This window comes from Pseudolysinimonas kribbensis (assembly GCF_039531715.1).
GTDB lineage: Bacteria > Actinomycetota > Actinomycetes > Actinomycetales > Microbacteriaceae > Pseudolysinimonas > Pseudolysinimonas kribbensis.
The window spans coordinates 70,474-92,242 of record NZ_BAAAQO010000001.1; the positions used below are offsets into that span (position 1 = coordinate 70,474).

At 71.9% G+C, this 21,769-nt stretch carries 21 protein-coding genes, 1 tRNA gene and 1 riboswitch; of the genes, 9 read left to right on the forward strand and 13 right to left on the reverse strand.

Annotated features, from left to right (window positions below; translation table 11 throughout):
* Nucleotides 1–51: 51 nt before the first annotated feature.
* From ABD285_RS00360 to pstB, 6 genes are all read left to right on the forward strand, one after another.
* Nucleotides 52–2,226 carry an RNA degradosome polyphosphate kinase gene (locus ABD285_RS00360; protein WP_344199258.1) on the forward strand — a complete coding sequence of 725 codons (2,175 nt, stop codon included), beginning with the start codon at nucleotides 52–54 and terminating at the stop codon, nucleotides 2,224–2,226.
* Nucleotides 2,223–3,164, forward strand: coding sequence for an NUDIX hydrolase (locus tag ABD285_RS00365; RefSeq protein ID WP_344199261.1), 942 nt, complete (start codon nucleotides 2,223–2,225; stop codon nucleotides 3,162–3,164). The genes ABD285_RS00360 and ABD285_RS00365 overlap by 4 nt, the downstream gene beginning before the upstream one ends.
* A 134-nt stretch (nucleotides 3,165–3,298) precedes the next feature.
* Nucleotides 3,299–4,438 carry a substrate-binding domain-containing protein gene (locus ABD285_RS00370; RefSeq protein WP_284254519.1) on the forward strand — a complete coding sequence of 380 codons (1,140 nt, stop codon included), beginning with the start codon at nucleotides 3,299–3,301 and terminating at the stop codon, nucleotides 4,436–4,438.
* Nucleotides 4,439–4,502: 64 nt separating this feature from the next.
* Complete coding sequence (pstC, locus tag ABD285_RS00375; protein WP_344199264.1) at nucleotides 4,503–5,543, forward strand: phosphate ABC transporter permease subunit PstC; 1,041 nt, start codon at nucleotides 4,503–4,505, stop codon at nucleotides 5,541–5,543.
* The gene (gene pstA / locus ABD285_RS00380) at nucleotides 5,540–6,646 is read left to right on the forward strand and encodes a phosphate ABC transporter permease PstA (protein ID WP_284254518.1); all 1,107 of its coding nucleotides are present in this window, start codon (nucleotides 5,540–5,542) and stop codon (nucleotides 6,644–6,646) included. Before pstC ends, pstA begins: the two co-directional genes overlap by 4 nt.
* Nucleotides 6,647–6,669: 23 nt before the next feature.
* Complete coding sequence (gene pstB, locus ABD285_RS00385) at nucleotides 6,670–7,449, forward strand: phosphate ABC transporter ATP-binding protein PstB (RefSeq protein ID WP_284254517.1); 780 nt, start codon at nucleotides 6,670–6,672, stop codon at nucleotides 7,447–7,449.
* Nucleotides 7,450–7,610: 161 nt separating this feature from the next.
* Here the strand turns inward: pstB and ABD285_RS00390 are convergent, their stop codons facing one another.
* Nucleotides 7,611–8,240, reverse strand: a complete 630-nt coding sequence (locus ABD285_RS00390; RefSeq protein ID WP_344199269.1) for a DNA-directed RNA polymerase subunit beta — start codon at nucleotides 8,238–8,240, stop codon at nucleotides 7,611–7,613.
* A 37-nt stretch (nucleotides 8,241–8,277) separates the two neighbouring features.
* Between ABD285_RS00390 and ABD285_RS00395 the strand changes: the two genes are divergently transcribed.
* Nucleotides 8,278–8,350, forward strand: a tRNA-Lys gene (locus ABD285_RS00395).
* An 86-nt stretch (nucleotides 8,351–8,436) separates the two neighbouring features.
* Here ABD285_RS00395 and ABD285_RS00400 read toward each other — a convergent pair.
* Entirely contained in the window at nucleotides 8,437–9,504 is a 1,068-nt protein-coding gene (locus ABD285_RS00400) for a VIT1/CCC1 transporter family protein (protein WP_344199273.1), read from the reverse strand.
* On the reverse strand, nucleotides 9,504–10,430 hold the full coding sequence (locus ABD285_RS00405; RefSeq protein WP_284254516.1) for an aldose 1-epimerase family protein: 927 nt from the start codon (nucleotides 10,428–10,430) through the stop codon (nucleotides 9,504–9,506). Before ABD285_RS00405 ends, ABD285_RS00400 begins: the two co-directional genes overlap by 1 nt.
* A gap of 51 nt (nucleotides 10,431–10,481) precedes the next feature.
* On the opposite strand from ABD285_RS00405, the gene ABD285_RS00410 reads away from it, so the two are divergent.
* A complete protein-coding gene (locus tag ABD285_RS00410; protein WP_284254515.1) occupies nucleotides 10,482–11,216 on the forward strand; it encodes a hypothetical protein in 735 nt (244 codons plus the stop codon).
* 16 nt (nucleotides 11,217–11,232) lie between these two features.
* Here the strand turns inward: ABD285_RS00410 and ABD285_RS00415 are convergent, their stop codons facing one another.
* The 10 genes from ABD285_RS00415 to ABD285_RS00460 all read right to left on the reverse strand — a co-directional run bounded on the left by ABD285_RS00415 (nucleotide 11,233) and on the right by ABD285_RS00460 (nucleotide 21,224).
* Nucleotides 11,233–12,141: an aldose 1-epimerase family protein gene (locus tag ABD285_RS00415; RefSeq protein WP_344199279.1), complete on the reverse strand. Its 909-nt coding sequence runs from the start codon at nucleotides 12,139–12,141 to the stop codon at nucleotides 11,233–11,235.
* Entirely contained in the window at nucleotides 12,138–13,028 is an 891-nt protein-coding gene (locus ABD285_RS00420) for a bifunctional methylenetetrahydrofolate dehydrogenase/methenyltetrahydrofolate cyclohydrolase (RefSeq protein ID WP_284254512.1), read from the reverse strand. Before ABD285_RS00420 ends, ABD285_RS00415 begins: the two co-directional genes overlap by 4 nt.
* Complete coding sequence (glyA, locus tag ABD285_RS00425; protein WP_344199282.1) at nucleotides 13,025–14,320, reverse strand: serine hydroxymethyltransferase; 1,296 nt, start codon at nucleotides 14,318–14,320, stop codon at nucleotides 13,025–13,027. Before glyA ends, ABD285_RS00420 begins: the two co-directional genes overlap by 4 nt.
* A gap of 22 nt (nucleotides 14,321–14,342) precedes the next feature.
* Nucleotides 14,343–14,426, reverse strand: a riboswitch (ZMP/ZTP riboswitch).
* A complete protein-coding gene (locus tag ABD285_RS00430) occupies nucleotides 14,425–15,381 on the reverse strand; it encodes a hypothetical protein (RefSeq protein WP_284254511.1) in 957 nt (318 codons plus the stop codon). Its footprint overlaps the riboswitch before it by 2 nt.
* A gap of 45 nt (nucleotides 15,382–15,426) precedes the next feature.
* The gene (locus tag ABD285_RS00435) at nucleotides 15,427–16,308 is read right to left on the reverse strand and encodes a PfkB family carbohydrate kinase (RefSeq protein WP_344199286.1); all 882 of its coding nucleotides are present in this window, start codon (nucleotides 16,306–16,308) and stop codon (nucleotides 15,427–15,429) included.
* Nucleotides 16,305–17,288 (reverse strand): ADP-ribosylglycohydrolase family protein, encoded by a 984-nt coding sequence (locus ABD285_RS00440; protein WP_284254509.1) that lies wholly within the window; start codon nucleotides 17,286–17,288, stop codon nucleotides 16,305–16,307. The genes ABD285_RS00435 and ABD285_RS00440 overlap by 4 nt, the downstream gene beginning before the upstream one ends.
* A complete protein-coding gene (locus ABD285_RS00445; protein ID WP_344199291.1) occupies nucleotides 17,285–17,905 on the reverse strand; it encodes a cysteine hydrolase family protein in 621 nt (206 codons plus the stop codon). The genes ABD285_RS00440 and ABD285_RS00445 overlap by 4 nt, the downstream gene beginning before the upstream one ends.
* 1 nt (nucleotide 17,906) lies before the next feature.
* On the reverse strand, nucleotides 17,907–19,373 hold the full coding sequence (locus ABD285_RS00450) for a purine-cytosine permease family protein (RefSeq protein ID WP_344199294.1): 1,467 nt from the start codon (nucleotides 19,371–19,373) through the stop codon (nucleotides 17,907–17,909).
* 18 nt (nucleotides 19,374–19,391) lie between these two features.
* Nucleotides 19,392–20,585: an MFS transporter gene (locus ABD285_RS00455; RefSeq protein ID WP_284254507.1), complete on the reverse strand. Its 1,194-nt coding sequence runs from the start codon at nucleotides 20,583–20,585 to the stop codon at nucleotides 19,392–19,394.
* 42 nt (nucleotides 20,586–20,627) lie between these two features.
* Nucleotides 20,628–21,224 carry a TetR/AcrR family transcriptional regulator gene (locus ABD285_RS00460; protein ID WP_284254506.1) on the reverse strand — a complete coding sequence of 199 codons (597 nt, stop codon included), beginning with the start codon at nucleotides 21,222–21,224 and terminating at the stop codon, nucleotides 20,628–20,630.
* Between the two features lie 62 nt (nucleotides 21,225–21,286).
* On the opposite strand from ABD285_RS00460, the gene ABD285_RS00465 reads away from it, so the two are divergent.
* Nucleotides 21,287–21,730 carry an ester cyclase gene (locus ABD285_RS00465; RefSeq protein WP_284254505.1) on the forward strand — a complete coding sequence of 148 codons (444 nt, stop codon included), beginning with the start codon at nucleotides 21,287–21,289 and terminating at the stop codon, nucleotides 21,728–21,730.
* Nucleotides 21,731–21,769 lie beyond the last annotated feature (39 nt).

Genomic DNA, 21,769 nt, shown 5'->3' on the forward strand with positions numbered 1-21,769 from the left:
CCAGAAATGGCCTTCGCTCCAAGCTCCAGCGCGCGGTGACAGGATGGGGCGATGGAGACGGAGAGCCCTCTCGGCGACGCGACGATCGCCGCCGACCTGCTCGACGACTACGAGCCGGAGCCGGTCTGGATCGACGACGGCACGCTGCCCTCCGATCGGTTCCTCGACCGCGAGCTCAGCTGGCTCGCGTTCAACCAGCGTGTGCTCGAGCTCGCCGAGGACGAGACCGTGCCGCTGCTCGAGCGGGCCAATTTCCTCGCGATCTTCGCCGACAACCTCGACGAGTTCTTCATGGTGCGCGTCGCCGGGCTCAAGCGCCGGATCGAGACCGGGATCGCCGTGCCGACCAACGTGGGCACCGCCCCCCTCGACGTGCTGACCGGCGTCGGCGAGAAGGCGCATGAGCTGCAGGAGCGGCACGCCCGCGTCTTTCACGACGAGATCAAGCCGGCGCTGGACGCGGCCGGCATCCACATCGAGAACTGGTCGGATCTCGACGAGAACGACCGCACCCGCATCGACGAGATCTTCTCGGCGCAGATCTTCCCGGTGCTCATGCCACTCGCGGTCGATCCGGCGCATCCGTTCCCCTACATCTCCGGCCTGTCGCTCAACCTCTCCGTGCGGGTGCGCAACCCGAAGGCGGGCCGCACCGAGTTCGCGCGCCTGAAGGTGCCGCAGAACCTGCCGCGGTTCGTCGAGCTGCCTGATGACGCGAGCGGCCTCGTGCGCTACATCCCCCTCGAGGACCTCATCGCCAACCATCTCGGCGAGCTGTTCCCCGGCATGGAGATCCTCGCCACCCACGAGTTCCGCGTCACGCGCAACGAGGACGTCGAGATCGAGGAGGACGAGACCGAGAACCTGCTGCAGGCACTCGAGAAGGAGCTGCGTCGCCGCCGGTTCGGCCCGCCGATCCGGCTCGAGATCAGCGAGGACATGGACGACGTCACGCTGCAGCTGCTCATGTCGGAGCTCGAGATCACCGAGCAGGAGGTCTACCGCCTCCCCGGACCGCTCGACCTCAGCGATCTGTTCGAGATCACCGGCATCGACCGGCCCGAGCTGAAGTACCCGAAGCAGGTGCCGACGACGGCTGCCCAGTTCCGGCCGGCCGAGCCGACCGACAAGGCCGACATCTTCGCCGCCATCGGCCGCGGCGACGTTCTCGTGCACCACCCGTACGAGTCGTTCGCGACGAGCGTGCAGGCGTTCATCGAGCAGGCGGCCGTCGACCCGAACGTGCTCGCGATCAAGCAGACCCTCTATCGCACGAGCGGCGACAGCCCCATCGTGGAGGCGCTCATCCAGGCCGCGCAGAACGGCAAGGCCGTGCTCGCGCTGGTCGAGATCAAGGCCCGCTTCGACGAGGAGGCCAACATCGGCTGGGCGCGCAAGCTCGAGCGGGCGGGCGTGCACGTCGTCTACGGGCTGGTCGGGCTGAAGACGCACTGCAAGCTCCTGCTCGTGGTCCGGCAGGACCGCGACGGCGTGCTGCGGCACTACAGCCACATCGGCACGGGCAACTACAACCCGAAGACGAGCCGCATCTACGAGGACCTCGGCCTCTTCACGACGAGCAACACCGTCGGCAAGGACCTCACCCGGCTGTTCAACGAACTGAGCGGCTACGCGATCGAGAAGAAATTCAAGCGCCTGCTCGTCGCGCCGCTGCATCTGCGGGCCGGCCTCATCAAGCACATCGACACCGAGGCGCAGAACGCGCTCGACGGCAAGCCCGCCCGCATCCGGATCAAGGTCAACTCGATGGTCGACGAGCTCGTCATCGACGCGCTGTACCGGGCGAGCCAGGCGGGTGTCGAGGTCGACGTGTTCGTGCGCGGCATCTGCTCGCTGCGTCCGGGGATCGCGGGACTGAGCCAGAACATCCGGGTGCGCAGCGTGCTGGGCCGCTACCTCGAGCACTCGCGCGTGTTCTGGTTCGCGAACGACGGCGATCCGCAGGTCTACATCGGCAGCGCCGACATGATGCACCGCAATCTCGACCGCCGCGTCGAGGCGCTCGTGCGCCTGCGGCGCGCGGAGCACATCGTCGAGCTCGAGGAGCTGTTCGACCTCGCGATGAGCGATGCGACGGCATCGTGGTGGCTGGAAGAGGACGGCACCTGGAGCCGCCATGCGCGTGACGAGCGCGGCGAGCCGCTGCGCGATCTGCAGGTGGAGCTGGCCCGGCGGATCGGATCCCGACGACGGGTGGCCCGGTGAGCCCCTCCCCCGTGCTCGCGGCCGGCGCGGTGTGCTGGCGCGAGGGCGCCGACGGCCGGGTCGAGATCCTGCTGGTGCACCGCACGCAGCACCGCGACACCTCGCTGCCCAAGGGCAAGGTGGATCCCGGCGAGACGCTGCCGGAGACGGCCGTGCGCGAGATCGCCGAGGAGACCGGTCTGCTCGTGGGGCTCGGCACGCCCCTCGGGGTGGTCCGCTACAAGCTGCCGAGCGGGCGGCCCAAGGAGGTCTCGTACTGGGCCGCCGAGGTCGGGGAGCTCGCGATCGCCAACTCGACGTTCGAGTCGAACGACGAGATCGAGCGCCTCAGCTGGGTGACGATCCCCGCCGCGCGCGAGCAGCTCAGCTATCCGCACGACATCGACATCGTCGACCGCTTCGACGAACTGCACCGGCTCGGTCGCGCCCGCACGTTCGCGATCATCGCGCTGCGGCACGGCAAGGCGGTGCCGGCGGAGAACTGGGACGGCCCGGATGCCACCCGCCCCCTCCTGCAGCGCGGCGTCGACCAGGCCCTCAGCGTGGCGCCCGGCATCGCGGCCTTCCGGCCGGAGCGCCTCTACAGCTCGCCCGCCGAGCGCTGCCAGAGCACGATCGCGCCGACGGCGCGGCTGACCGGACTCGACGTGACGCTCAAGCCCGGCATCTCCCAGGACGACTACACCGACGACGGCGGGCGCGTGGCCCGGATCGTCGCCAAGCGCCTCCGACAGCGGCGCACCGCCGTGCTCTGCAGCCACGGTCCCGTGCTGCCGCAGATCATCGCCGCGGCGGCCGCGGGAGCCGGGTACCGCCACGTCGCGAAGCTGCGGCGTGCCGCACAGCTGAGCACGGGCGAGTACGCCGTGCTGCACATCCCGGTCGACGACCCGGATTCGGGCCCCGTCGCGGTCGAGGTGCACAGCCCGACGGTCTGAGGCACGGGCGCGGAGTTCCGGCCTCGTTCACCTCGCGTTCACCGGCACGGCCGAGGGTGGTCACGCGCCGTTCCTAGCGTCGGAGCGGATCCCGCAACGGGTCCGTCCCGAATCCACATTCCGAAGGGAACTCCGTGAACATCAAGCGCGTCAGCGCGATCGCGGCGATCGCCGGGGCCTCCGCCCTCGTGCTCGCCGCCTGCTCCACCGGCGGCGGCAACAGCGGCTCGACCTCCGGCCCCGACACCGCGGTGAACAGCTCCGCGGTCGTCGGTCCGAAGATCGACTCGAGCCTGGGCGGCACGATCACCGCGGGCGGCTCGAGCGCCCAGGCCAACGCGCAGACCGCGTGGGCCGCCGCGTTCCAGGCCCAGGCTTCGGGGATCACCGTGAACTACGACAAGTCGCAGGGCTCCGGCGGCGGCGTGACCAACTGGCTGAACGGCTCGTACGACTTCGCCGGATCGGACGCGGCGCTGAACCCGACGCAGTTCGCGCAGGCGAAGACCCTGTGCGCGGGCGGCGACCCGGTCGATCTGCCCGCGTACCTCTCGGGCGTCGCCGTCATCTACAACCTGCCCGGGGTGAAGCTGCAGCTGCGCTCCGCCACGGTGGCGAAGATCTTCACCCGGCAGATCACGTCCTGGGGTGACCCGGCCATCGCGGCGGACAACCCCGGCGCCGCACTGCCCGCGGGTCCGATCACCGTGGTGACCCGCTCCGACGGTTCGGGCACCACCGCGAACTTCACGACCTACCTGCACGACACCCAGCCGAGCATCTTCACGCAGGCCCCGGGCACGGCGTGGCCGGTGCCCGGCACGAGCGGCCAGCAGGGCGGTTCGGGCGTGGTGACCGCGGTCGCGGCGGGCGAGGGCACGATCGGCTACGCCGACCAGAGCTCGATCAACGGCGCGACGGCTGCCAGGATCCAGGTCGGCACGGGCACGGACTTCGTGGGCTACACCGCCGCGGGCGCCACGGCGGCGTTCGAGGCGGGAGCCACGGTGCACTCGCAGGGCACGGGCGACATGTCCGAGGTGATCGACTACTCGAAGATCACCGACGCGTCGGCCTACCCGATCCCGCTGCTGTCGTACGTCATCACCTGCACGGCGCACAAGGAGGCGACCCAGGGCGAGCTCACCCGGGCGTACCTCGGCTTCGTGCTGAGCACGCTGGGGCAGCAGGTGGGCGCCAAGAACGCGGGCGCCGCGCCCCTGCCCAACAGCGTGCTGAAGCAGGCGCAGAAGACGATCGCGACCATCAAGTAGTCCGCACTACCCTTCCCCCATCGGTCGCGCCGACGGCCGCCATCCCCGGACGAGAGAGAGCCCCGTGAGCAACGAGACCATCTCTCGTCCGGGCACCGGCCGGCCGGCCGACGCGACCACGGGGAAGGCGGGAGGCCGTCCGGCCGACCGTGTCTTCCTCGGCCTGAGCACCGGATCCGCCGCGCTGATCATGGTGATCCTCGCGGCGGTCGCGCTGTTCCTGATCATCCGGGCGGCGCCCGCGATCGCGGCGAACTGGACCACCGACCCGAACCTGTCGCACGGCACGACGGCCGGGCACGCCGACTTCTGGTCGTACGTGCTCCCGCTCATCTGGGGCACCCTGTGGTCGTCGGCCATCGCCCTGGTGATCGGCGCGCCCATCGCGATCGGGATCGCGCTCTTCATCTCGCACTACGCACCGCGCCGGCTCGCCGGCATCCTGGGCTATCTCGTCGACCTGCTCGCCGCGGTGCCCTCCGTGGTCTTCGGCCTGTGGGGCATCTTCGTGATCCGCCCCTTCCTGCTGCCCGCCGAGCAGTGGCTCGTGCAGCACCTCGGCTGGATCCCGCTGTTCGAGGGTCCGCAGTCCGGCACCGGCTCGACGATGCTCGCCGGCGGCATCGTGCTGGCCGTCATGATCCTGCCGATCGTCACCTCGATCTCGCGCGAGATCTTCCTGCAGACCCCGCGGCTGCACGAGGAGGCCGCGCTCGCGCTCGGCGCCACCCGGTGGGAGATGATCCGCTACGCGGTGTTCCCGTACGCGCGGTCGGGGGTGGTCAGCGCCGTCCTGCTCGGGCTCGGCCGGGCGCTCGGGGAGACCATGGCGCTGGCGCTGATCATCTCGCCGTCGCTGATCTTCTCGCTCGCGATCGCCACCGACACCCGCAATTCGCAGACGATCGCCGCGAACCTCGCCCTCAACTTCCCCGAGTCCAACGACCCGCAGCGCCAGGCGCTCATCGGCACGGGGCTCATGCTGTTCGTGATCTCGCTCGCCGTGAACTTCCTGGCGCGCGGCATCATCACGCGCACCGGCCGGACGTCGACGCGGCGCCTCCGCCGGGCGACGCGCCGCGCCGCGGGAGGTGACGACGCGTGAGCACCGGCACGATCGGCAAGCGCGGCGCGGCGCGCCGGCCGCAGGCGAACAGCCTGACCTCGGGACAGCTCCCGCGGTTCTTCGAGCTGTACGCGCTGGCGGGGTCGCTCTTCGTCGCCGCCGGCCTCCTCGCGATCATGGGCTTCAACGTCGTCGGCTGGCTCGTGGCGTCGGCGATCCTGTATCTGGTGTCGCTCGGCGCCTTCTCGTCGATCGTCGAGAACCGCCGCAGGGCGACCGACCGCGTCGTCCGCGGCCTCGTCATCGTCGCGTTCCTGCTGGCCGTGATCCCGCTCGTCTCAACGCTCTGGGAGGTCGTGTCGCGCGGCATCCCGGCGCTGGACTGGGACTTCATCTCGACCTCGAGCGGCGCGACGTTCGACCCGAGCACCCTCAAGGTGACCGTGCGGTACGGCGCGCTGCAGTCGATCGTCGGCACGCTCATCATCACGGGCATCGCCGCCGTCATCTCGATCCCGATCGGCATCCTGACCGCCGTCTACCTCGTCGAGTACGCCCGCCCCGGCAACTGGATGGCGCGCACGGTCACCTTCCTCGTCGACGTCATGACCGGTATCCCGTCGATCGTCGCCGGTCTGTTCGCGTTCTCGCTGTTCAGCATCCTCGTGGGACCGAAGGCATTCAGCGGCTTCTCGGCATCGGTCGCCCTGTCAGTGCTGATGATCCCGATCGTCGTGCGCTCGAGCGAGGAGATGCTGAAACTCGTGCCGCAGGAGCTGCGCGAGGCCTCCTACGCGCTCGGGGTCTCACGGTTCTCGACGATCACGAAGGTCGTGCTGCGGACCGCGGTCGCCGGCCTCGTCACGGGCGTCATGCTGGCCATCGCCCGCGTCATCGGCGAGACGGCCCCGATCTTCATCGCCGCGAGCTTCTCGAACAACTTCAACGCCGATCCGTTCCACGATCCGATGAACACGCTCGCGGTGCAGATCTACGCGGCGTTCAAGTTCCCGGGTCAGGATGTGGCGCAGTCGTTCCAGTCGGCCTGGGGCGCCGCGGTGCTCCTCGTGATCCTCGTCGTCATCCTCAATCTCATCGCTCGCCTGGTCGCGCGCTTCTTCGCGCCCCGGGGCCTGCGGTAACCCCCACGAAAGACGGAATGCCAGTGTCCAAGCGCATCGAGGTCAACGACCTGAACGTCTACTACGGCGACTTCCTCGCCGTGGAGGGCGTCTCCATGACGATCGAGCCGCGCACCGTGACGGCCTTCATCGGTCCGTCCGGGTGCGGCAAGTCGACGTTCCTGCGCACGCTCAACCGCATGCACGAGGTGATCCCCGGCGCGCACGTGCGGGGCGAGGTGCTCATCGACGGCAACGACCTCTACGGCCCGGGGGTCGACCCGGTGCTCGTGCGACGCCAGGTCGGCATGGTGTTCCAGCGGCCGAACCCGTTCCCGACGATGTCGATCGCCGACAACGTGCTCGCCGGCGTGCGCTTGAACAATCGCCGGATGCCGAAGAGCGACGCCGACGACCTGGTCGAGACCTCGCTGCAGGGCGCCAATCTCTGGAACGAGGTGAAGGACCGCCTGCACCTGCCCGGCTCGAGCCTCTCGGGCGGTCAGCAGCAGCGGCTCTGCATCGCGCGCGCGATCGCCGTGTCGCCCGACGTGCTCCTCATGGACGAGCCGTGCTCGGCCCTCGACCCGATCTCGACGCTGGCGATCGAGGACCTCATCGAGGAGCTCAAGCAGGAGTACACGATCGTGATCGTGACCCACAACATGCAGCAGGCGACCCGGGTGAGCGACAAGACGGCGTTCTTCAACATCGCGGGCACCGGCAAACCGGGCAAGCTCATCGAGTACGACACGACGTCGACGATCTTCACCAACCCGAACGTGCAGGCGACCGAGGACTACGTCTCGGGCAAGTTCGGGTAGCGCGCGCCTCGCTCAGAGGATGGATGGTGCCGGGCCGCGGAACGCCTCTCGGCGCAAGGCCGCTCGAAGCGGCGGAAATTGGAGCCCGGGGTTACCGCGGCCCAGCGCGTTCCACCCTAGAACACGTTGCGCCGCGTGGGCGTCGCTCCGCTGCGCGCGAACTACTCGAGGGAGTCGTCGCGCGCGAGGCGGGCGCAGGCGCTGAGCTCCTCGCCCGTCGTGGTGAGCCGCAGGGCACGCGTCGTCAGCTCGCGGGCGCGCTCCGGATCGGTCGCCTCCTGGTCGTCGGCGATGCTCGACGCCCCGGCCGCGGCGACCCGGCAGAACGCCGCCGCCCGATCGAGGGCGATCGCGAAGTCCCCCTCGAACAGCCCGCGCAGGATGCGATCCGCCAGCTCGTCGATCTCGCTCGGCCCGGCGGGGGTCGGCGCCCCCGCGACGACCGGGTCGATCGTGCGCAGCACCTCGACCCCGCGCTGGAACAGGATCGCCGCGGTCGCCGGGTCGTGATGGATCATGGCCCGCACGAGGTAGATCCGCCACAGCGCGCCGGGCAGGCTCGTCGGCGCCGACCGCGCCCACAGTTCCGCGAGCGCGTCGATGCCGTGCTCGTCGGTGTAACTGACGAGACGCTCCACGACCTCCGGATCCTCGCTGCGACGGGCGCGCGCGAGCAGGGCCCGGGCGCTCTCGTGCGCCGCACGCATGATCGCCGCGGGATCCTCCCCACCGGCGAACGCCTCGAACTCCCCGCCGCCGAAGTGGGCGGGCTTGTGGAAGTCGGCGGCCATCCCTCCACGGTACGCGCCGGTACGCTGGGGGGCTGACGGGCCTGTAGCTCAGTTGGTAGAGCATCGGACTTTTAATCCGCGGGTCGTGGGTTCGAGCCCCACCGGGCCCACCCTCTGCTTGCTCGCGAATGACCGATTTTGACCGCGTCCGCGCGTGGCAAGCCGCAAAAACTGGTCACTCGCGGGCGAGCACCCGTCAGATCCCCGCCGCGCCGAACAGCAGCCCGAGCAGATACGTCACGAGCGCGGCGCCGAAGCCGATCGCGAGCTGACGCAGCGCGCGCTTGAGCGGCGAGGCGCCCGACAGGATGCCGACGACGGCCCCGGTCGCGAGAAGCGCGACCCCGACGGCGGCGGCGGCGATCACGACGGCGGCGACGTCGCTCGCGCCGAGCAGGTAGGGCAGGACGGGGATGAGCGCACCCGACCCGAAGAACAGGAAGCTCGAGATGGCGGCACGCCACGGCGATCCGACCGCCTCGTTCTCGTCGACGCCGACGGCGGCCGCGTCGTCCTCGTCGAGGCGCAGCGTCGAGAGCACCTGCGCGGCGTGCGCCGTCGCCTCCGCCTCGCTCATGCCGCGGGCGCGGTAGACGAGGGCGAGTTCGTTCGCGTCGACGTCGAGGTGGGGCAGCGCCGCCTGCGACGCGGGATCGGGACGGGATGCCTCGAGCAGCTCCCGCTGCGACCGCACCGAGACGTACTCCCCCGCACCCATCGACAACGCGCCCGCGAGCAGCCCGGCGACGCCGGTGAACAGCACCGTCATCCGGTCGACGCCGGTCGCGCCGATGCCGAGCACGAGGGCGAGGTTGCTCACCAGGCCGTCGTTGGCGCCGAACACCGCCGCGCGGAAGGTGCCGGCGAGCTGGGTGCGGCCGCGCGCCGCGAGTCCGCGGAGCACCTCGCCGTGGATCCGCTCGTCGGCGGCCATGGTCTCGGTGGCATCCTCGTCACGCCCGTACGGCGAGCGCCCCTCGGCGCGCTGGGCGAGCACCAGCACGAACAGCGAGCCGAACCGCCGGGCCAGGAACACCAGCAGCCGGGTGCGGAGGTCGGTGCGCCGCGGCGACCCGGCCTGGTCGCCGAGCAGCGCGAGCCAGTGCGCCTCGTGCCGCCCCTCGGCATCGGCGAGTCCCTGCAGCACCGCACGCTCCTCGCCGCTGCTGCGGCCGGCGAGCTCACGATAGAGCTGAGCCTCGGCCCGCTCGTCGGCGAGGTACTGCCGCCACCTCCGGATGCGGCGGTCGCGATCCCCGGCCATCAGGCCTCCGCGCGGCGCAGCTCCCAGCCGCCCTCCCACGTCTCGCCTGGGGCGATCCAGACCAGGTCGGTGCCGGAGTTGAGCGCGTCCGGCGGGGCGGTCATCGGCTCCACCGCGACGGCGTCGATCGGCCCGTCGGGGCTCGCGTACTGATGCGTCGTGTAGACCTGCGCCCAGCCCCACGCGACGTCCTGGCGCAGGATCGTGCGGGCGCCATCCGGTGCCACGAGCGTCGCGCTCGTGCCCCGGCCGCCGTCGACGTCGGTGAGGGTCAGCTCGCCATACGCCGTGTCGAGGGCGAGGTCGCCGACGCGGGGGTCGCCGCGCAGATCGAACGCGGTGCCGTCGACCGGCGGCAGCCCGGTCGGATTGAGCCGGTCGTCGACCGCGAGATACCGCGCGGCCGGAACGGTGATCCGCAGGTCGGCGATCGGGGCGTCCCCGACGCGGAGGAAGGGGTGGGTGCCGGTGGCATAGGGGGCGGGGTCGGCGGAGTGGTTGACGGCGCCGTGCGTGACCTCGAGACCGTCGTCGAGCAGCCGGTAGCGCACCCAGGTCTCGAGCACGAACGGCCAGCCGTGCTGCGGATAGATCGTCGCGGCGAGCGTCACCTGATCGTCGGCGCGATCGCGGACCTCGTACTCCGTGAACTGGAGAAGCCCGTGCAAGGCGTTGCCGCGATCCACCTCGGTGATGTCGAGCTGCTGCGGGCGCCCGTTCCACGTCCAGCGGGCATCGCGCACCCGATTCGGCCACGGCGAGAGCACGATGCCGTTGCTGCTCGCCGGAGGCCGGTCGTCGGGGGTCGGCTGCGTGAGATCGGCTCCGCCGACCGTCAGGGAGCGCAGCGCGGCCGCGACCGTGCCGATGCGCGCCTCCGCGGCGCCGCGACGCAGGAACAGGGGTTCACCGACGGGCTGAATCACCTTCGGATCCTACGCGGCGCGCCGTCGGGTGCTCCTGCTACCGTCGTCGCCATGCGCAGGTCGGGCGTGCTCGCCATCGCGGCGTTCGCGGGCGTGCTCGCCCTCACGGCGTGCGCGCCGGCGCACCCCGCGCACTCCTCCGGCGCGAAGCCGGTGAAGAGCCGGCACGCGACGCCGAGCGCGACGCCCACCCCGACCGAGTCGCCGCTGCCGTCCGACGTGCTGTTCCAGATCACGGCGGTCGCGACCGCCCCGGATGGGAGCGCCGCAACGTTCATCGAGACCGTGAAGGCACCCGTCGAGCGCACCGAGCATCAGAGCGGCGACGAGACGACGCTCGACCAGCAGTGCGAGGGCTGGCGCCAGGCGTTCCCGACCATCCAGTACCTCGAGGCGACCGTCACGTCGACGCTCAAGCCGGGCGACACGTGGAGCGACGATGACGGCCGCATCGCGATCGACATGGCCGGCTACCCGATCTGGAACGGTGACCAGGAGCCGTATCAGCAGCTGTGCGCGACCGCGCTGGCCGTCATCCCCGGCACGGCGCACGCCGTCTCGCCGGTGGCCGGCGGCAAGCCGGATGCGATCGGCGGCTGGGCGGTGTTCCGCTACGGGTTCAGCGCGGTCGGCGCCGATGGCGCAGCGGCGTCCGACGGCGTCTCGTTCACCCGCTGCCACCTGCAGCTCGGCGATGCGGCGACGTCGAGCATCTTCGCGAGCACCTGGGCCGCGCATCCCGAGACCGACGGCGGGGCGGCCTGCAAGTTCGGCGGCACCAGTTAGTCGGACCGCGCGTCGCTCACGCCGCGCGGATGCCCCACGACGCCGACCACTCGGCTCCCGGCGCGAGGTGCGCGAGCCCGAGACGTGAGTTGAGGGCGTCCGGCGGGGCCGTCATCGGCTCCAGCGCGACCGCGAGTCCCGTGCCGTCCGGGCGCGGGTGGTCGCGGGGCGTGTAGACCTGCAGCCATCCGAACGCCGGATCGGCCCAGAGCACGGTGCGGCCGCCATCCGGAGCCCGCAGCTCGGCGATCGGACCGGTCGCGTCGCCGTTCGCGAGACCGGTGTACGCGGTGTTGGCGTCGATGCCGGCGAGCGCGGTGGGCCGGTGCAGGTCGTGCTCCGCGTCGATCGGGTGGATGCCGAGGGCATTCAGCCGTTCGTCCTTGTCGAGCCACGCCGTGGCGGCCACCGCGAGCTCGAGCTGTTCGACCGGGTGCGCGCCGCTGCGGAGGTAGGGGTGCGCCCCCACCGCCCACGGCGCCGACGCATCGGAGCCGTTGACCGCCCGGTGCGTCACCGTGACGCCGTCGTCGTCGAGCCGGTACGTCACGCGCGTCTCGAGCGTGAACGGCCAGCCCGGCTGGGGCACGATGAGGGCGCCGAGCTCGAGGGTCGACGCCGTGCGCTCCACGACGCGGTACGCGGTGTTGCGCAGCAGACCGTGCGAGGCGTTCCCGTATGCCGGCTCGGTGATCGCGAGCTGCTGCACCACGCCGTCGTGCGTCCAGCGTCCGTCGCGCACCCGGTTCGGCCACGGCGCGAGCACGAGGCCGTTGCCCTGGGGAGCGATCGCGGTGGCCGGCACGGGCTCGGTGAGCTCGCGACCGTCGACCGTCAGCGAGCACAGCGCCGCGCCCAGCGGCGACACCTGCGCCCGCGCCGCGCCGTGCTCGAGCGCGATCCGCGGGATCGCGGGTGCGGTCATGCGGCGGCGAGCCGGCGCTCGGCCGACAGGACGACGTTCTGCAGCAGCATGGCCCGCGTCATCGGCCCGACGCCGCCGGGGTTCGGCGAGAGCCAGCCTGCGACCTCGGCGACATCCGGATGGATGTCGCCCGCCAGCTTCGCCTTGCCGCTCGCGGTGGTGCCGACGCGGGTCACGCCCACGTCGAGCACGGCCGCGCCCGGTTTGACCCAGTCGGGCTGCACGAGGTGCGGCACGCCCACAGCCGCCACGACGATGTCGGCCCGGCGCACCTCGGCGGCCAGGTCGACCGTGCGCGAGTGCGCGAGGGTGACGGTGGCGTCGACGCCCTTGCGCGTCAGGAGCAGACCCATCGGCCGGCCGACGGTGAGGCCGCGGCCGATGACGACGGCATGCCGGCCGGCGATCGGCACGTCGTGCCGGCGCAGCAGCTCGATGATGCCGTTCGGCGTGCAGGGCAGCGGTGTGCGCAGCTCGCCGTCGACGCCGAGCACGAGCTCGCCCAGGTTGAGCGGGTGCAGCCCGTCGACGTCCTTGGCGGGATCCACCGCGACGAGGGCGGCGTGCTCGTCCATGCCACGCGGCAGCGGCAGCTGCACGAGGTAGCCGGTGACCGCCGGATCCGCGTTGAGCTTGGCGATCTCGGCGTGCACCTGGGCCTCGGTGGCGTCGGCGGGGAGGTCGACGCGGATCGACTCGATGCCCACCTCGGCGGAGTCGCGGTGCTTGCCGCCGACGTAGGAGAGCGATCCGGGGTCGTCGCCGACGAGGAGGGTGCCGAGACCGGGCACGATCCCCCGCTCGCGGAGGGCGGCGATCCGGACCTTCAGCTCCTCCTTGATCGCCGACGCCGTCGCGATCCCGTCGAGCCGGATGGCGGGGGTCATCGCCACGTCCCCGGGGACTCGAGGCCCTCGTAGAGCGGGAAGCGGTCGGCGAGGGCGCGCACCCGCTCGCGCAGGGCCGGGATGTCGGGTTCGGAGGGGTGCAGCGCCGTGCCGATGATGTCGGCGACCTCGCGGAACTCGTCGTCGCCGAACCCGCGGGTGGCGAGCGCGGGCGTGCCGATGCGCACACCCGACGTGACCATCGGGGGGCGCGGGTCGAAGGGGACCGCGTTGCGATTGACGGTGATCCCGACCTCGTGCAGCAGGTCCTCGGCCTGCTTGCCGTCCAGCGGCGAGGTGCGCAGGTCGGCGAGCACGAGGTGCACGTCGGTGCCGCCGGTCAGCACGTCGAGGCCGCCCGCCCTCGCCTCGTCGGTGGTCAGGCGCTCGGCGAGCAGCTGCGCGCCCGAGACGGTGCGCCGCTGCCGGTCGGCGAACTCGGCGTCCGCCGCGAGCTTGAACGCCACGGCCTTCGCCGCGATCACGTGCATGAGCGGTCCGCCCTGCTGGCCCGGGAAGACGTTGGAGTTGAGCTTCTTGGCGATGTCCGCCTCGTTGCTCAGGATGAAGCCGGAGCGCGGCCCGCCGATCGTCTTGTGCACGGTCGACGAGGTCACGTGCGCGTGCGGCACGGGGCTCGGGTGCAGCCCCGCGGCCACCAGCCCCGCGAAGTGCGCCATGTCGACCCAGAGGGTCGCGCCCACCTCGTCGGCGATCGCCCGGAAGGCCGCGAAGTCGAGCTCGCGCGGGTAGGCCGACCAGCCGGCGATGATCACCTTCGGCTTCACCTCGAGGGCGGCATCCCGCACCGCGTCCATGTCGATGCGCATCGTCTCGGGGTTCACGCCGTAGGCGTGGGCCTCGTAGAGCTTGCCCGAGAAGTTGAGCCGCATGCCGTGCGTGAGGTGGCCGCCGTGCGCGAGCTCGAGTCCCAGGATGCGGTCGCCGGGCTCCGCGATCGCCGACAGCACCGCGGCGTTCGCGCTCGCACCCGAGTGCGGCTGCACGTTGGCGTAGGCCGCCCCGAACAGGCTCTTGGCACGCTCGATCGCGAGGTTCTCGACGATGTCGACGTACTCGCAGCCGCCGTAGTAGCGGCGGCCGGGGTACCCCTCCGCGTACTTGTTCGTGAGCACGGAGCTGGCGGCCTCGAGCACGGCGCGCGGCACGAAGTTTTCGCTCGCGATCATCTCGAGCGTCGAGCGCTGGCGGCCGAGTTCCAGCTCGAGCGCCTCCGCGACCTCGGGATCGACCTCCGCGAGCGGAGCCAGGAACGAACGGGACGATGACATGTCGGGCTCCTCACGGTCGGATGTCGGCGGCCCAGGCGTACGGCCGCGTTCCGTGTGAGCCGCTCCCCGGTGGTGATCCACCCGAACGCCAGTCGCGACCCTGCTCAGTGTACTGAACCGCGCCGCTGCCTCACGAGGGCCAGCGCGGTGAAGGCGAGGGCCAGCAGGACGAGCACCGACTGCTCCGCGATCGCGACCGGTCCCGCGGGGATCGCGTTGCGCATCCCGACCCAGACGTAGGTCAGCACCGCCCCTGCGGCGAGACCGACCGGCGCCGGACGCAGCGCGCCGATGAGCACGGCGAGCGCCGCGAGTGCGAGGAGGGTGACGCCGACCGCGAGCCACGGGTCGCCGATCCCGCGCGCCAGCTGCGCCGCGCTCAGCAGCACGGCCGAGAGCACGATGCCCAGCACGACGCGACCGGAGTCGCGGGCCGCACCGGGCTCGGGCAGCAGCACCGCGACGACGACGAGCACCACCACCGCGACGACGGAGCCGAGCAGCCGGAGCGGGTCGGGGTCGTAGCCGCGCACCCCGGGCACGGACGCGAAGAACACGGCGACAGCGGCGAGCGCGGTCAGCACCGGGAACAGGACGAGCCCGAAGCGGCCGAACCAGGCGCGTTGCGGCCCGCCGTCCGCCGGTGTCGCGATCGCCTCCGCGAGCGCGATCGGGGTCGCGACGCTCCACACCATTTGCAGCATGAGCACGAACACGAGCCACGGACCGGAGGTGCCGAGCAGCGGGATGAAGCCCTGCTCGAGCAGGTGCGCGCCGAGGTAGTGCGGGTCGAACAGCGACTGCGTGACCAGGCCCTCCTCGATCACGCCCCAGGCGAGGCCGAGCAGCAGGATCGTCGGCCAGCCGCGCCCCAGCCGCCGCGTGACCTCGCGGATCGTGATCGCGGCCGACCCGTAGAACAGCGTGTAGAGCAGCACCTCGACGACCTGCTCGACGACCGGCGCGGGAGCGCCGCTCAGGTACTGGTCACCGAGCAGGAACTCGGCGATGAGACCGGCGGGGAGGGCGAGGGTGATCCAGCGCAGCAGTTTGATCGGCATGCTCCGAGCCTCATCCGCGACGACTCCGGATGCCTCGGCCGCCCGTCACGCCTCTCCCGTGACATTCGTCACGGCCCCCCGCTCGGCGAGGAACGCGTCGAGCTCGGCCCGGGTCGGGGCGCCGGCCGGACCGCGCCGGGTCACGGCGATCGCGGCGGCCGCGTTCGCCCGGCGTGCCGCGTCGACGGCATCGAGCCCCGCGCCGAGCCCGGCGAGGAACACCCCGACGTGCACATCGCCGGCGCCGTTGGTGTCGACCGCATCGACCGCGAATCCCGGCACGGTGACGCCGTCGACCGTGCAGCCGCCGGCGCCGCGCCGGATCAGCACGCGGAACCCGCCCGCCGGGATCGCGTCGGCTTCGGCCGTGTTGGCGCTCCACCAATCCGCGCGTGCCACGACGGGTGCCAACACCTCGCGGGGCAGCGTCGACGCGAGCGGGCCCGGGTCGACGAGCACGACCACCTCGCGCGGCACCGACCCGATCCAGGCGGCGATCTCCGGCCCGCTCGGCTCGCGCGCGAGGGCGTACCCGGAGACGTGCAGCAGGTCGCCGGCGCCGAGTACGAGGCCGTGCGGATCGCCGAGCGCCTCGGCGCCGACCGTCGTGAGGAAGCTGCGCTCGCCGCCCGGTTCGACGATCGCGACGTCCCACCCGGTATCGCGATCCCGGATCGGATCGGCGAGCACGGCGATCCCCTCGGCCCCGAGCGCCGAGCGCACGAGGTCGCCGAACGGGCCGGTGCCGTGGCCGCCGGCGTACGCCGCGGCGGCCCCCTGCCGCCGGGCCGCGACGAGGGTCGTCGCGCTGCCGCCGACCGCGGTCCGCGACGAGGTCGCCGTGACATCCGCCCCCGAGCGCGGCAGCTCGGGCAGCTCGAGCAGCAGATCGACCACGGCGTTGCCGACGCTGACGACGCGCGTCACGCGGCCGCCCGGAGCGCCAGCAGCCCGCCGACGAGCGGCTCGAGGTCGAGCTCGTTCACCGTGGTGACGGTCTGCACGGCGCCCGCCGGCCACGCCGAGCCGGTCGCACCGGCGATCGCGCCCGCCATCGCCCCGATCGTGTCGGTGTCGCCGCCGTGGTTGGCCGCCGCCAGGCAGGCCGTCCAGCCGTCACCGCCGGCGAGCGCCAGGATGCCGAACGCGGCCGGCACCGACTCCTGCGTCGCAAGGCTCGTGCCGACCAGCGCGATCAGCCGCTCGGCCCCGTCGGGATGCGCGGTGAGCGCGACCGCCCAGCCGATGCGGGCCGCCACCGAGGCGCCCGCGATCCAGTGCCCGCGCCGCTCGCCGAGCTCGGCGGCGGCGATCGCCACCTCGGTCGCGGCGGCGCGGTCGGCGCCGTCGATCCCCGCGCTCACCGCCGCCGCGACGGCGGCGGCTCCCGCGATCGCGATGCCCGTGTCGTGCGTCGGTCGGCACGCCTCGGCGACCAGGTCGACGAGCGCCGCGAGGTCGCGCGATCCGGTCGCGATGCCGACCGGCGCGATGCGCATCGCGGCGCCGTTCGTCGTGCCGGTGCGGCCCGCGTCGGCCGGGTCGGCACCCGCGCGGATCGCCGCGATCGCCGCCCGCGTCGACGGGCCGAGCAGATCGAGCGAGCCGCGGGCCCGCATCCGGTCCTCCCATGCGGCCAGCCGGTCGGCCCACTCCCGGGCCGGCACGCGTCCGCCCGTCTCCAGCAGCAGCCGGCCGAGCAGGAGCGCCTGCTCGGTGTCGTCGGTCACCGAGCCCGCCGGCAGCCCGGCCGCGATCGGATGATCGTGCACCGCCGCCCGGAAACCCTCGATCGCGCCGTACCGCTCCACGATCGCGTCCGGCGACAGCAGCTGGGTCGGCATCCCGAGCGCGTCGCCGATCGCCAGGCCCTGCAGGGCGGCGAGGGCCCGCGCGCTCCCGGTCACTTCCCCGCCAGCACCTCGTCGACGCTCGTGATCTCGATGAGCGGGCCGTACAGCGCCATCGCGTCGAGGGCGCGCTGGTGGTCGGCCGGGCTGATCCCGGCGCACGCGTCCGCGACGACGCGCACGTGCACGCCGGCATCCGCGGCCGCGAGCGCCGTCGAGATCACGCAGCAGTCGGTCGAGACCCCCGTGAGCACCATCTCGGTCGAGCCGCCCATCGCGGCCTCGAATGCGGCGTCCCACTTGCCGAAGGTCGGCCGCGTCTCGAGGTGCGGCGCGAGGTCGCGGAACGGCTCGCTCAGCGCGTAGAGCGGGTCGTCGTCGGGCACGAGCGCGAACGCCCACTGCTCGTAGTACGGCACCCACGCCCCGCGCGGCCGCTCGGGAGCGACGAATCGCGTGAAGATCGCGTCGCCGCCGAACGCGGGCAGCAGCCGCTGGATGCCGGCGGACGCGGTCGCGTAGTCCGGCGCCCCCCACGGGCTCGGGGGCTCGAAGATCGCCTGCATGTCGATCGCGACGAGGACGGGCTTCGCTTCAGAGCGACGGTCATTTCTGACCGTCGCCGCGGCCCCAGTCCCGGAGGCCGTCTCGGCCTCCGGTTCGCTGGCGGCCATGTCAGCTCTCCGCGGCGGTCGCGGCCTCCTGCCGGCGGATGCGCGCCCGGCCGAAGATCAGCGTGCCGACGAAGCCGATCACGAGCGCGAACAGCACGCCCAGGTTGGCGTAGGCCCACGCGCCGTCCTTGCCGCCGATGATCCCGAGGAAGTAGCCCTGCCAGGTCAGCCACGACACGGAGGCGGTCGCCACGACGAAGCCCCAGCCGACCGCGGTGCCGACGAGGATCAGGATGACCGCGGTCCCGTTCACGCTGCCGTAGCGGCCGCGCGAGGTGTAGAGCTCCTTGTCGGCGTAGTCGCGCCTGCGCAGCAGGATGTCGGCGAGGAAGATGCCGCCCCACGCCGCGATCGGCACGCCGAGCGTGATGAGGAAGCCCTGGAACGGGCCGACGAAGTCCTTGGCCGCGAAGATGACGATGGCGGCGCCCGCGATCATGATGATGCCGTCGATGCCCGCCGCCATCGGCCGAGGCAGGCGGAGGCCGGCGCTCAGCAGCGCGAGGCCCGACGAGTAGATGTCGAGGATCGCCCCCCCGATGAGCCCGAGGATCGCGACGATCGCGAACGGCACGAGGAACCACACCGGCAGGATCGAGGTGAGCGCGCCGATCGGGTCGCCCGCGATGGCGTCGCTCAGCTTCTTGGACGACCCCGCGAGCAGCACGCCGAAGACCACCAGGATCGCCGGCGCGATCGCCGCTCCGAACGTCGTCCAGCCGACGACGCCGCCCGAACGCGCCGAGCGCGGCAGGTAGCGCGAGTAGTCGGCGGCGGCGTTGATCCAGCCGAGCCCGAATCCGGTCATCATGAGCACGAACGCGCCGATCACCGGGCCGATGGCGCCGGCCGGCAGGGACGACACCGCGGCCCAGTCGATCTTCGGGATGACGAGGATGAGGTAGATCACCGTGACGATGCCCGTCACGATCGTGATGATCACCTGCAGCCTGATGATCAGGTTGAAGCCGTAGATGCCCGCGATCACGATGATCGCGGCGATGACGAGCAGCGCGACGACCTTGATGACGACGCTGTCCTTGGGGCCGCCGAGCTCACCGATCACCGTCGAGGTGGCGAGCACCGAGAGCACGCACAGCACCGTCTCCCACCCGACCGTGAGCAGCCAGGAGATGATCGACGGCAGCCGGTTGCCGTTCACGCCGAAGGCGGCGCGGCTGAGCACCATCGTGGGCGCCGATCCGCGCTTGCCCGCGAGCGAGATGAAGCCGCAGAACAGGAACGAGATCGCCAGGCCGACGACGCTCACGATGCTGGCCTGCCAGAAGTTCACCCCGAAGCCGAGCACGAACGAGCCGTAGCTGATCGCCAACACCGAGACGTTGGCCGCGAACCACGGCCAGAACAGCCCGGAGGGACGACCCTTCCGCTCGCTCTCGGCGATCGTCTCGAGGCCGGTGAGTTCCACGCCCCCGCGGGTGCTGGAAGTTTCCTGGGTCGTCGTCATGGCCCCGGAGTCTAGCGATCAGCCGGGATGCCGCGCGATGCGCACCCGGTCGGTCGCCACGAGGAACGCGAGCCCCGCGACGAGGAAGGCGACCTCGGCGAACGGCAGGATGCCGAGCCCGAACCCGTCGAGCAGCACGCCGCCGAGCAGCGCGCCGCCGCCGATCGACACGTTGAAGGCGATCGTGGTCCAGGCGGAGCCGATGTCGCGCAGCCGCTGCGACGTGCCGTGCATCATGCGCGCCTGCAGCAGCGCCGGGATGCCGCCGAACCCGATGCTCCACGCGATGAGCGCCGCGATGGTCGCCGGGTCGGAGACGCCGGCCAGGACGCCCGCGAGCGTCAGCGACGCGATGAGCAGGATGATCAGGCCGATGATCGTGCCCCGCGGGAAGCGGTCGCCGAGCGCGCCGGCGATGGCGAGGCCGAGCGCGCCGGCGACGCCGAACACGAGCAGGAGCGGGGCGACGGCACCCGTCCCCATCGCGGCCGCCTGGGCGATCCAGGGCGCGATGTAGGTGTAGAAGACGTTCTGCCCGGTGGCGATGAGCACGACCGTCACGCACACGATGACGATGACGATGATCGTGCGGTCGCGGTGCGGCGCCAGCTCGATGGGCCCCGTCACGGGGGAGCCGAGATGCGAGACCGGCGGCAGCAGGAACACGACCAGCAGCGCGAACGCGAGCACGGCGAGGCCGGTCACGAAGAACGCGAGCCGCCAGCCGAGCGCGTGCCCGAGGGCGGTGCCGACCGGCACGCCCAGCACGAAGGCCGCCGACGATCCGAAGCCGGTGACCGCGATCGCACGCGACAGCAGGTGACGCGGCACGAGGCGCGCGGCGTACGGGGCGGTCACCGCCCAGAACAGCCCGTGCGCCAATCCGCCCAGCACCCGCGCCGCCAGCAGGAACTCGTAGCTCGGGGCGACCGCGCACAGCACGTTGACGACGAAGAAGACGCCCAGCGTCACGACCATGAGCCACTTGCGCGAGAAGCGCTGAGTCAGTGCCGTGAGCGGCGCCGTCGTCACGACCACGGTGCCCGCGAAGACCGTGACCAGGAGGCCGACCTGCGACTCCGACACCCGCAGCCCGTGGGCGATGTCGGGCAGGAGGCCGGTGGGCAGGAACTCGCTGGTGTTGTTGACGAAGATCGCGCCCGCGATCAGGAGGAGCCGGAAGAGCGGGAAGGGGGCGGTCCGCTCGGTCATCTCGCGTGCAGCCTATGACCTTCCCGGCCGCCGATTCTCGGGCTAGAGGACGCTGCGGCGCAGGGTCTCCTCGATCCAGTCGATGAGGCGGGTTCTGTCCCATCCCGCGCGGAGGACGAGCTCGCGGTAGACACCAGGAGCCGCCAGCGCTCGGTACACGGCCTGCGCCTCCGGCAGGGGCACCCGCAGGGCGGGCCGCAGCGAGCGCATGAAGCCGTTCATGATCCGGTCGCGGCCCGCGAGCTTCGCACGGAGCAGCTCCTGCGTCTCGGGGCTCTCGTCGGCCGCGGTCTCCAGGATCAGCACCACGTCGAAATCGGCGGTGTACAGGTCGACGAGCCACTCGACCGCACCGCGGAGGCGAGACGTCTCGTCGGGCCGCTCCAGCACCTCCGCGGCCCGCCCGCGAGCATCGGCGCGGGTCAGCCACGCCTCGCAGATCTCGGAGAGGATCTCGCGCTTGGAGCCGTACGCCGCATAGACCGTGCGCACGGCGACTCCCGCCTCCTGCGCGATCCGGTCGATGCTCGTCGTCGCGTAACCGGAACTGGCGAACAGCGCTCTCGCCGTCTCGGCGATGCGTTCCCGTGTGGCGGCGGCCTGCTGCGCGCGCCAGCTGGTCTTGACATCGGAGCCCACGGCGCGACACTATCAATGCGTTGAATGCAGTATCAGTGCAGTGAATGCATGGGAGATGCAAGATGGACGCAGGAGAGGATGTCCCGGAGGCGGTGCGCCTCGTCGAACGAGTGCTGGTGGAGGCGTTCGCCGGCGGTCGCACGGAGGTGATCGCGGAGCTGAGCTCGCCCGACCTCGTCGAGCACCAGTTCGGCATGCAGGCCGTCGGCGCGGAGGCGGTGGCACGGGCCCGGTTGGCCGCGAGGCAGGTGCACGAGATGGCCCCGGACGTGACCTACACGATCGAGGATTGGGCCCAGCACGACGACGTGACCTGGGTGCGCGCGATCGGGCGCGGAACCCAGACGGGGCCGCTGCTGGGTCCGCCGAGCGGCCGCCCGTTCGAGATCACGGTGATCGATGTGGTGCGGGTGCGCGACGGCCTCATCGCAGAGCACTGGGGCGTGCCCGATCGGTTCGCGCTGCTCTCCCAGACCGGCGCGCTGGAGCGGCTGACGACCGGATGAGAGCCTGCGGCGACTCCGGCATCCGGGCCGCCGATACGC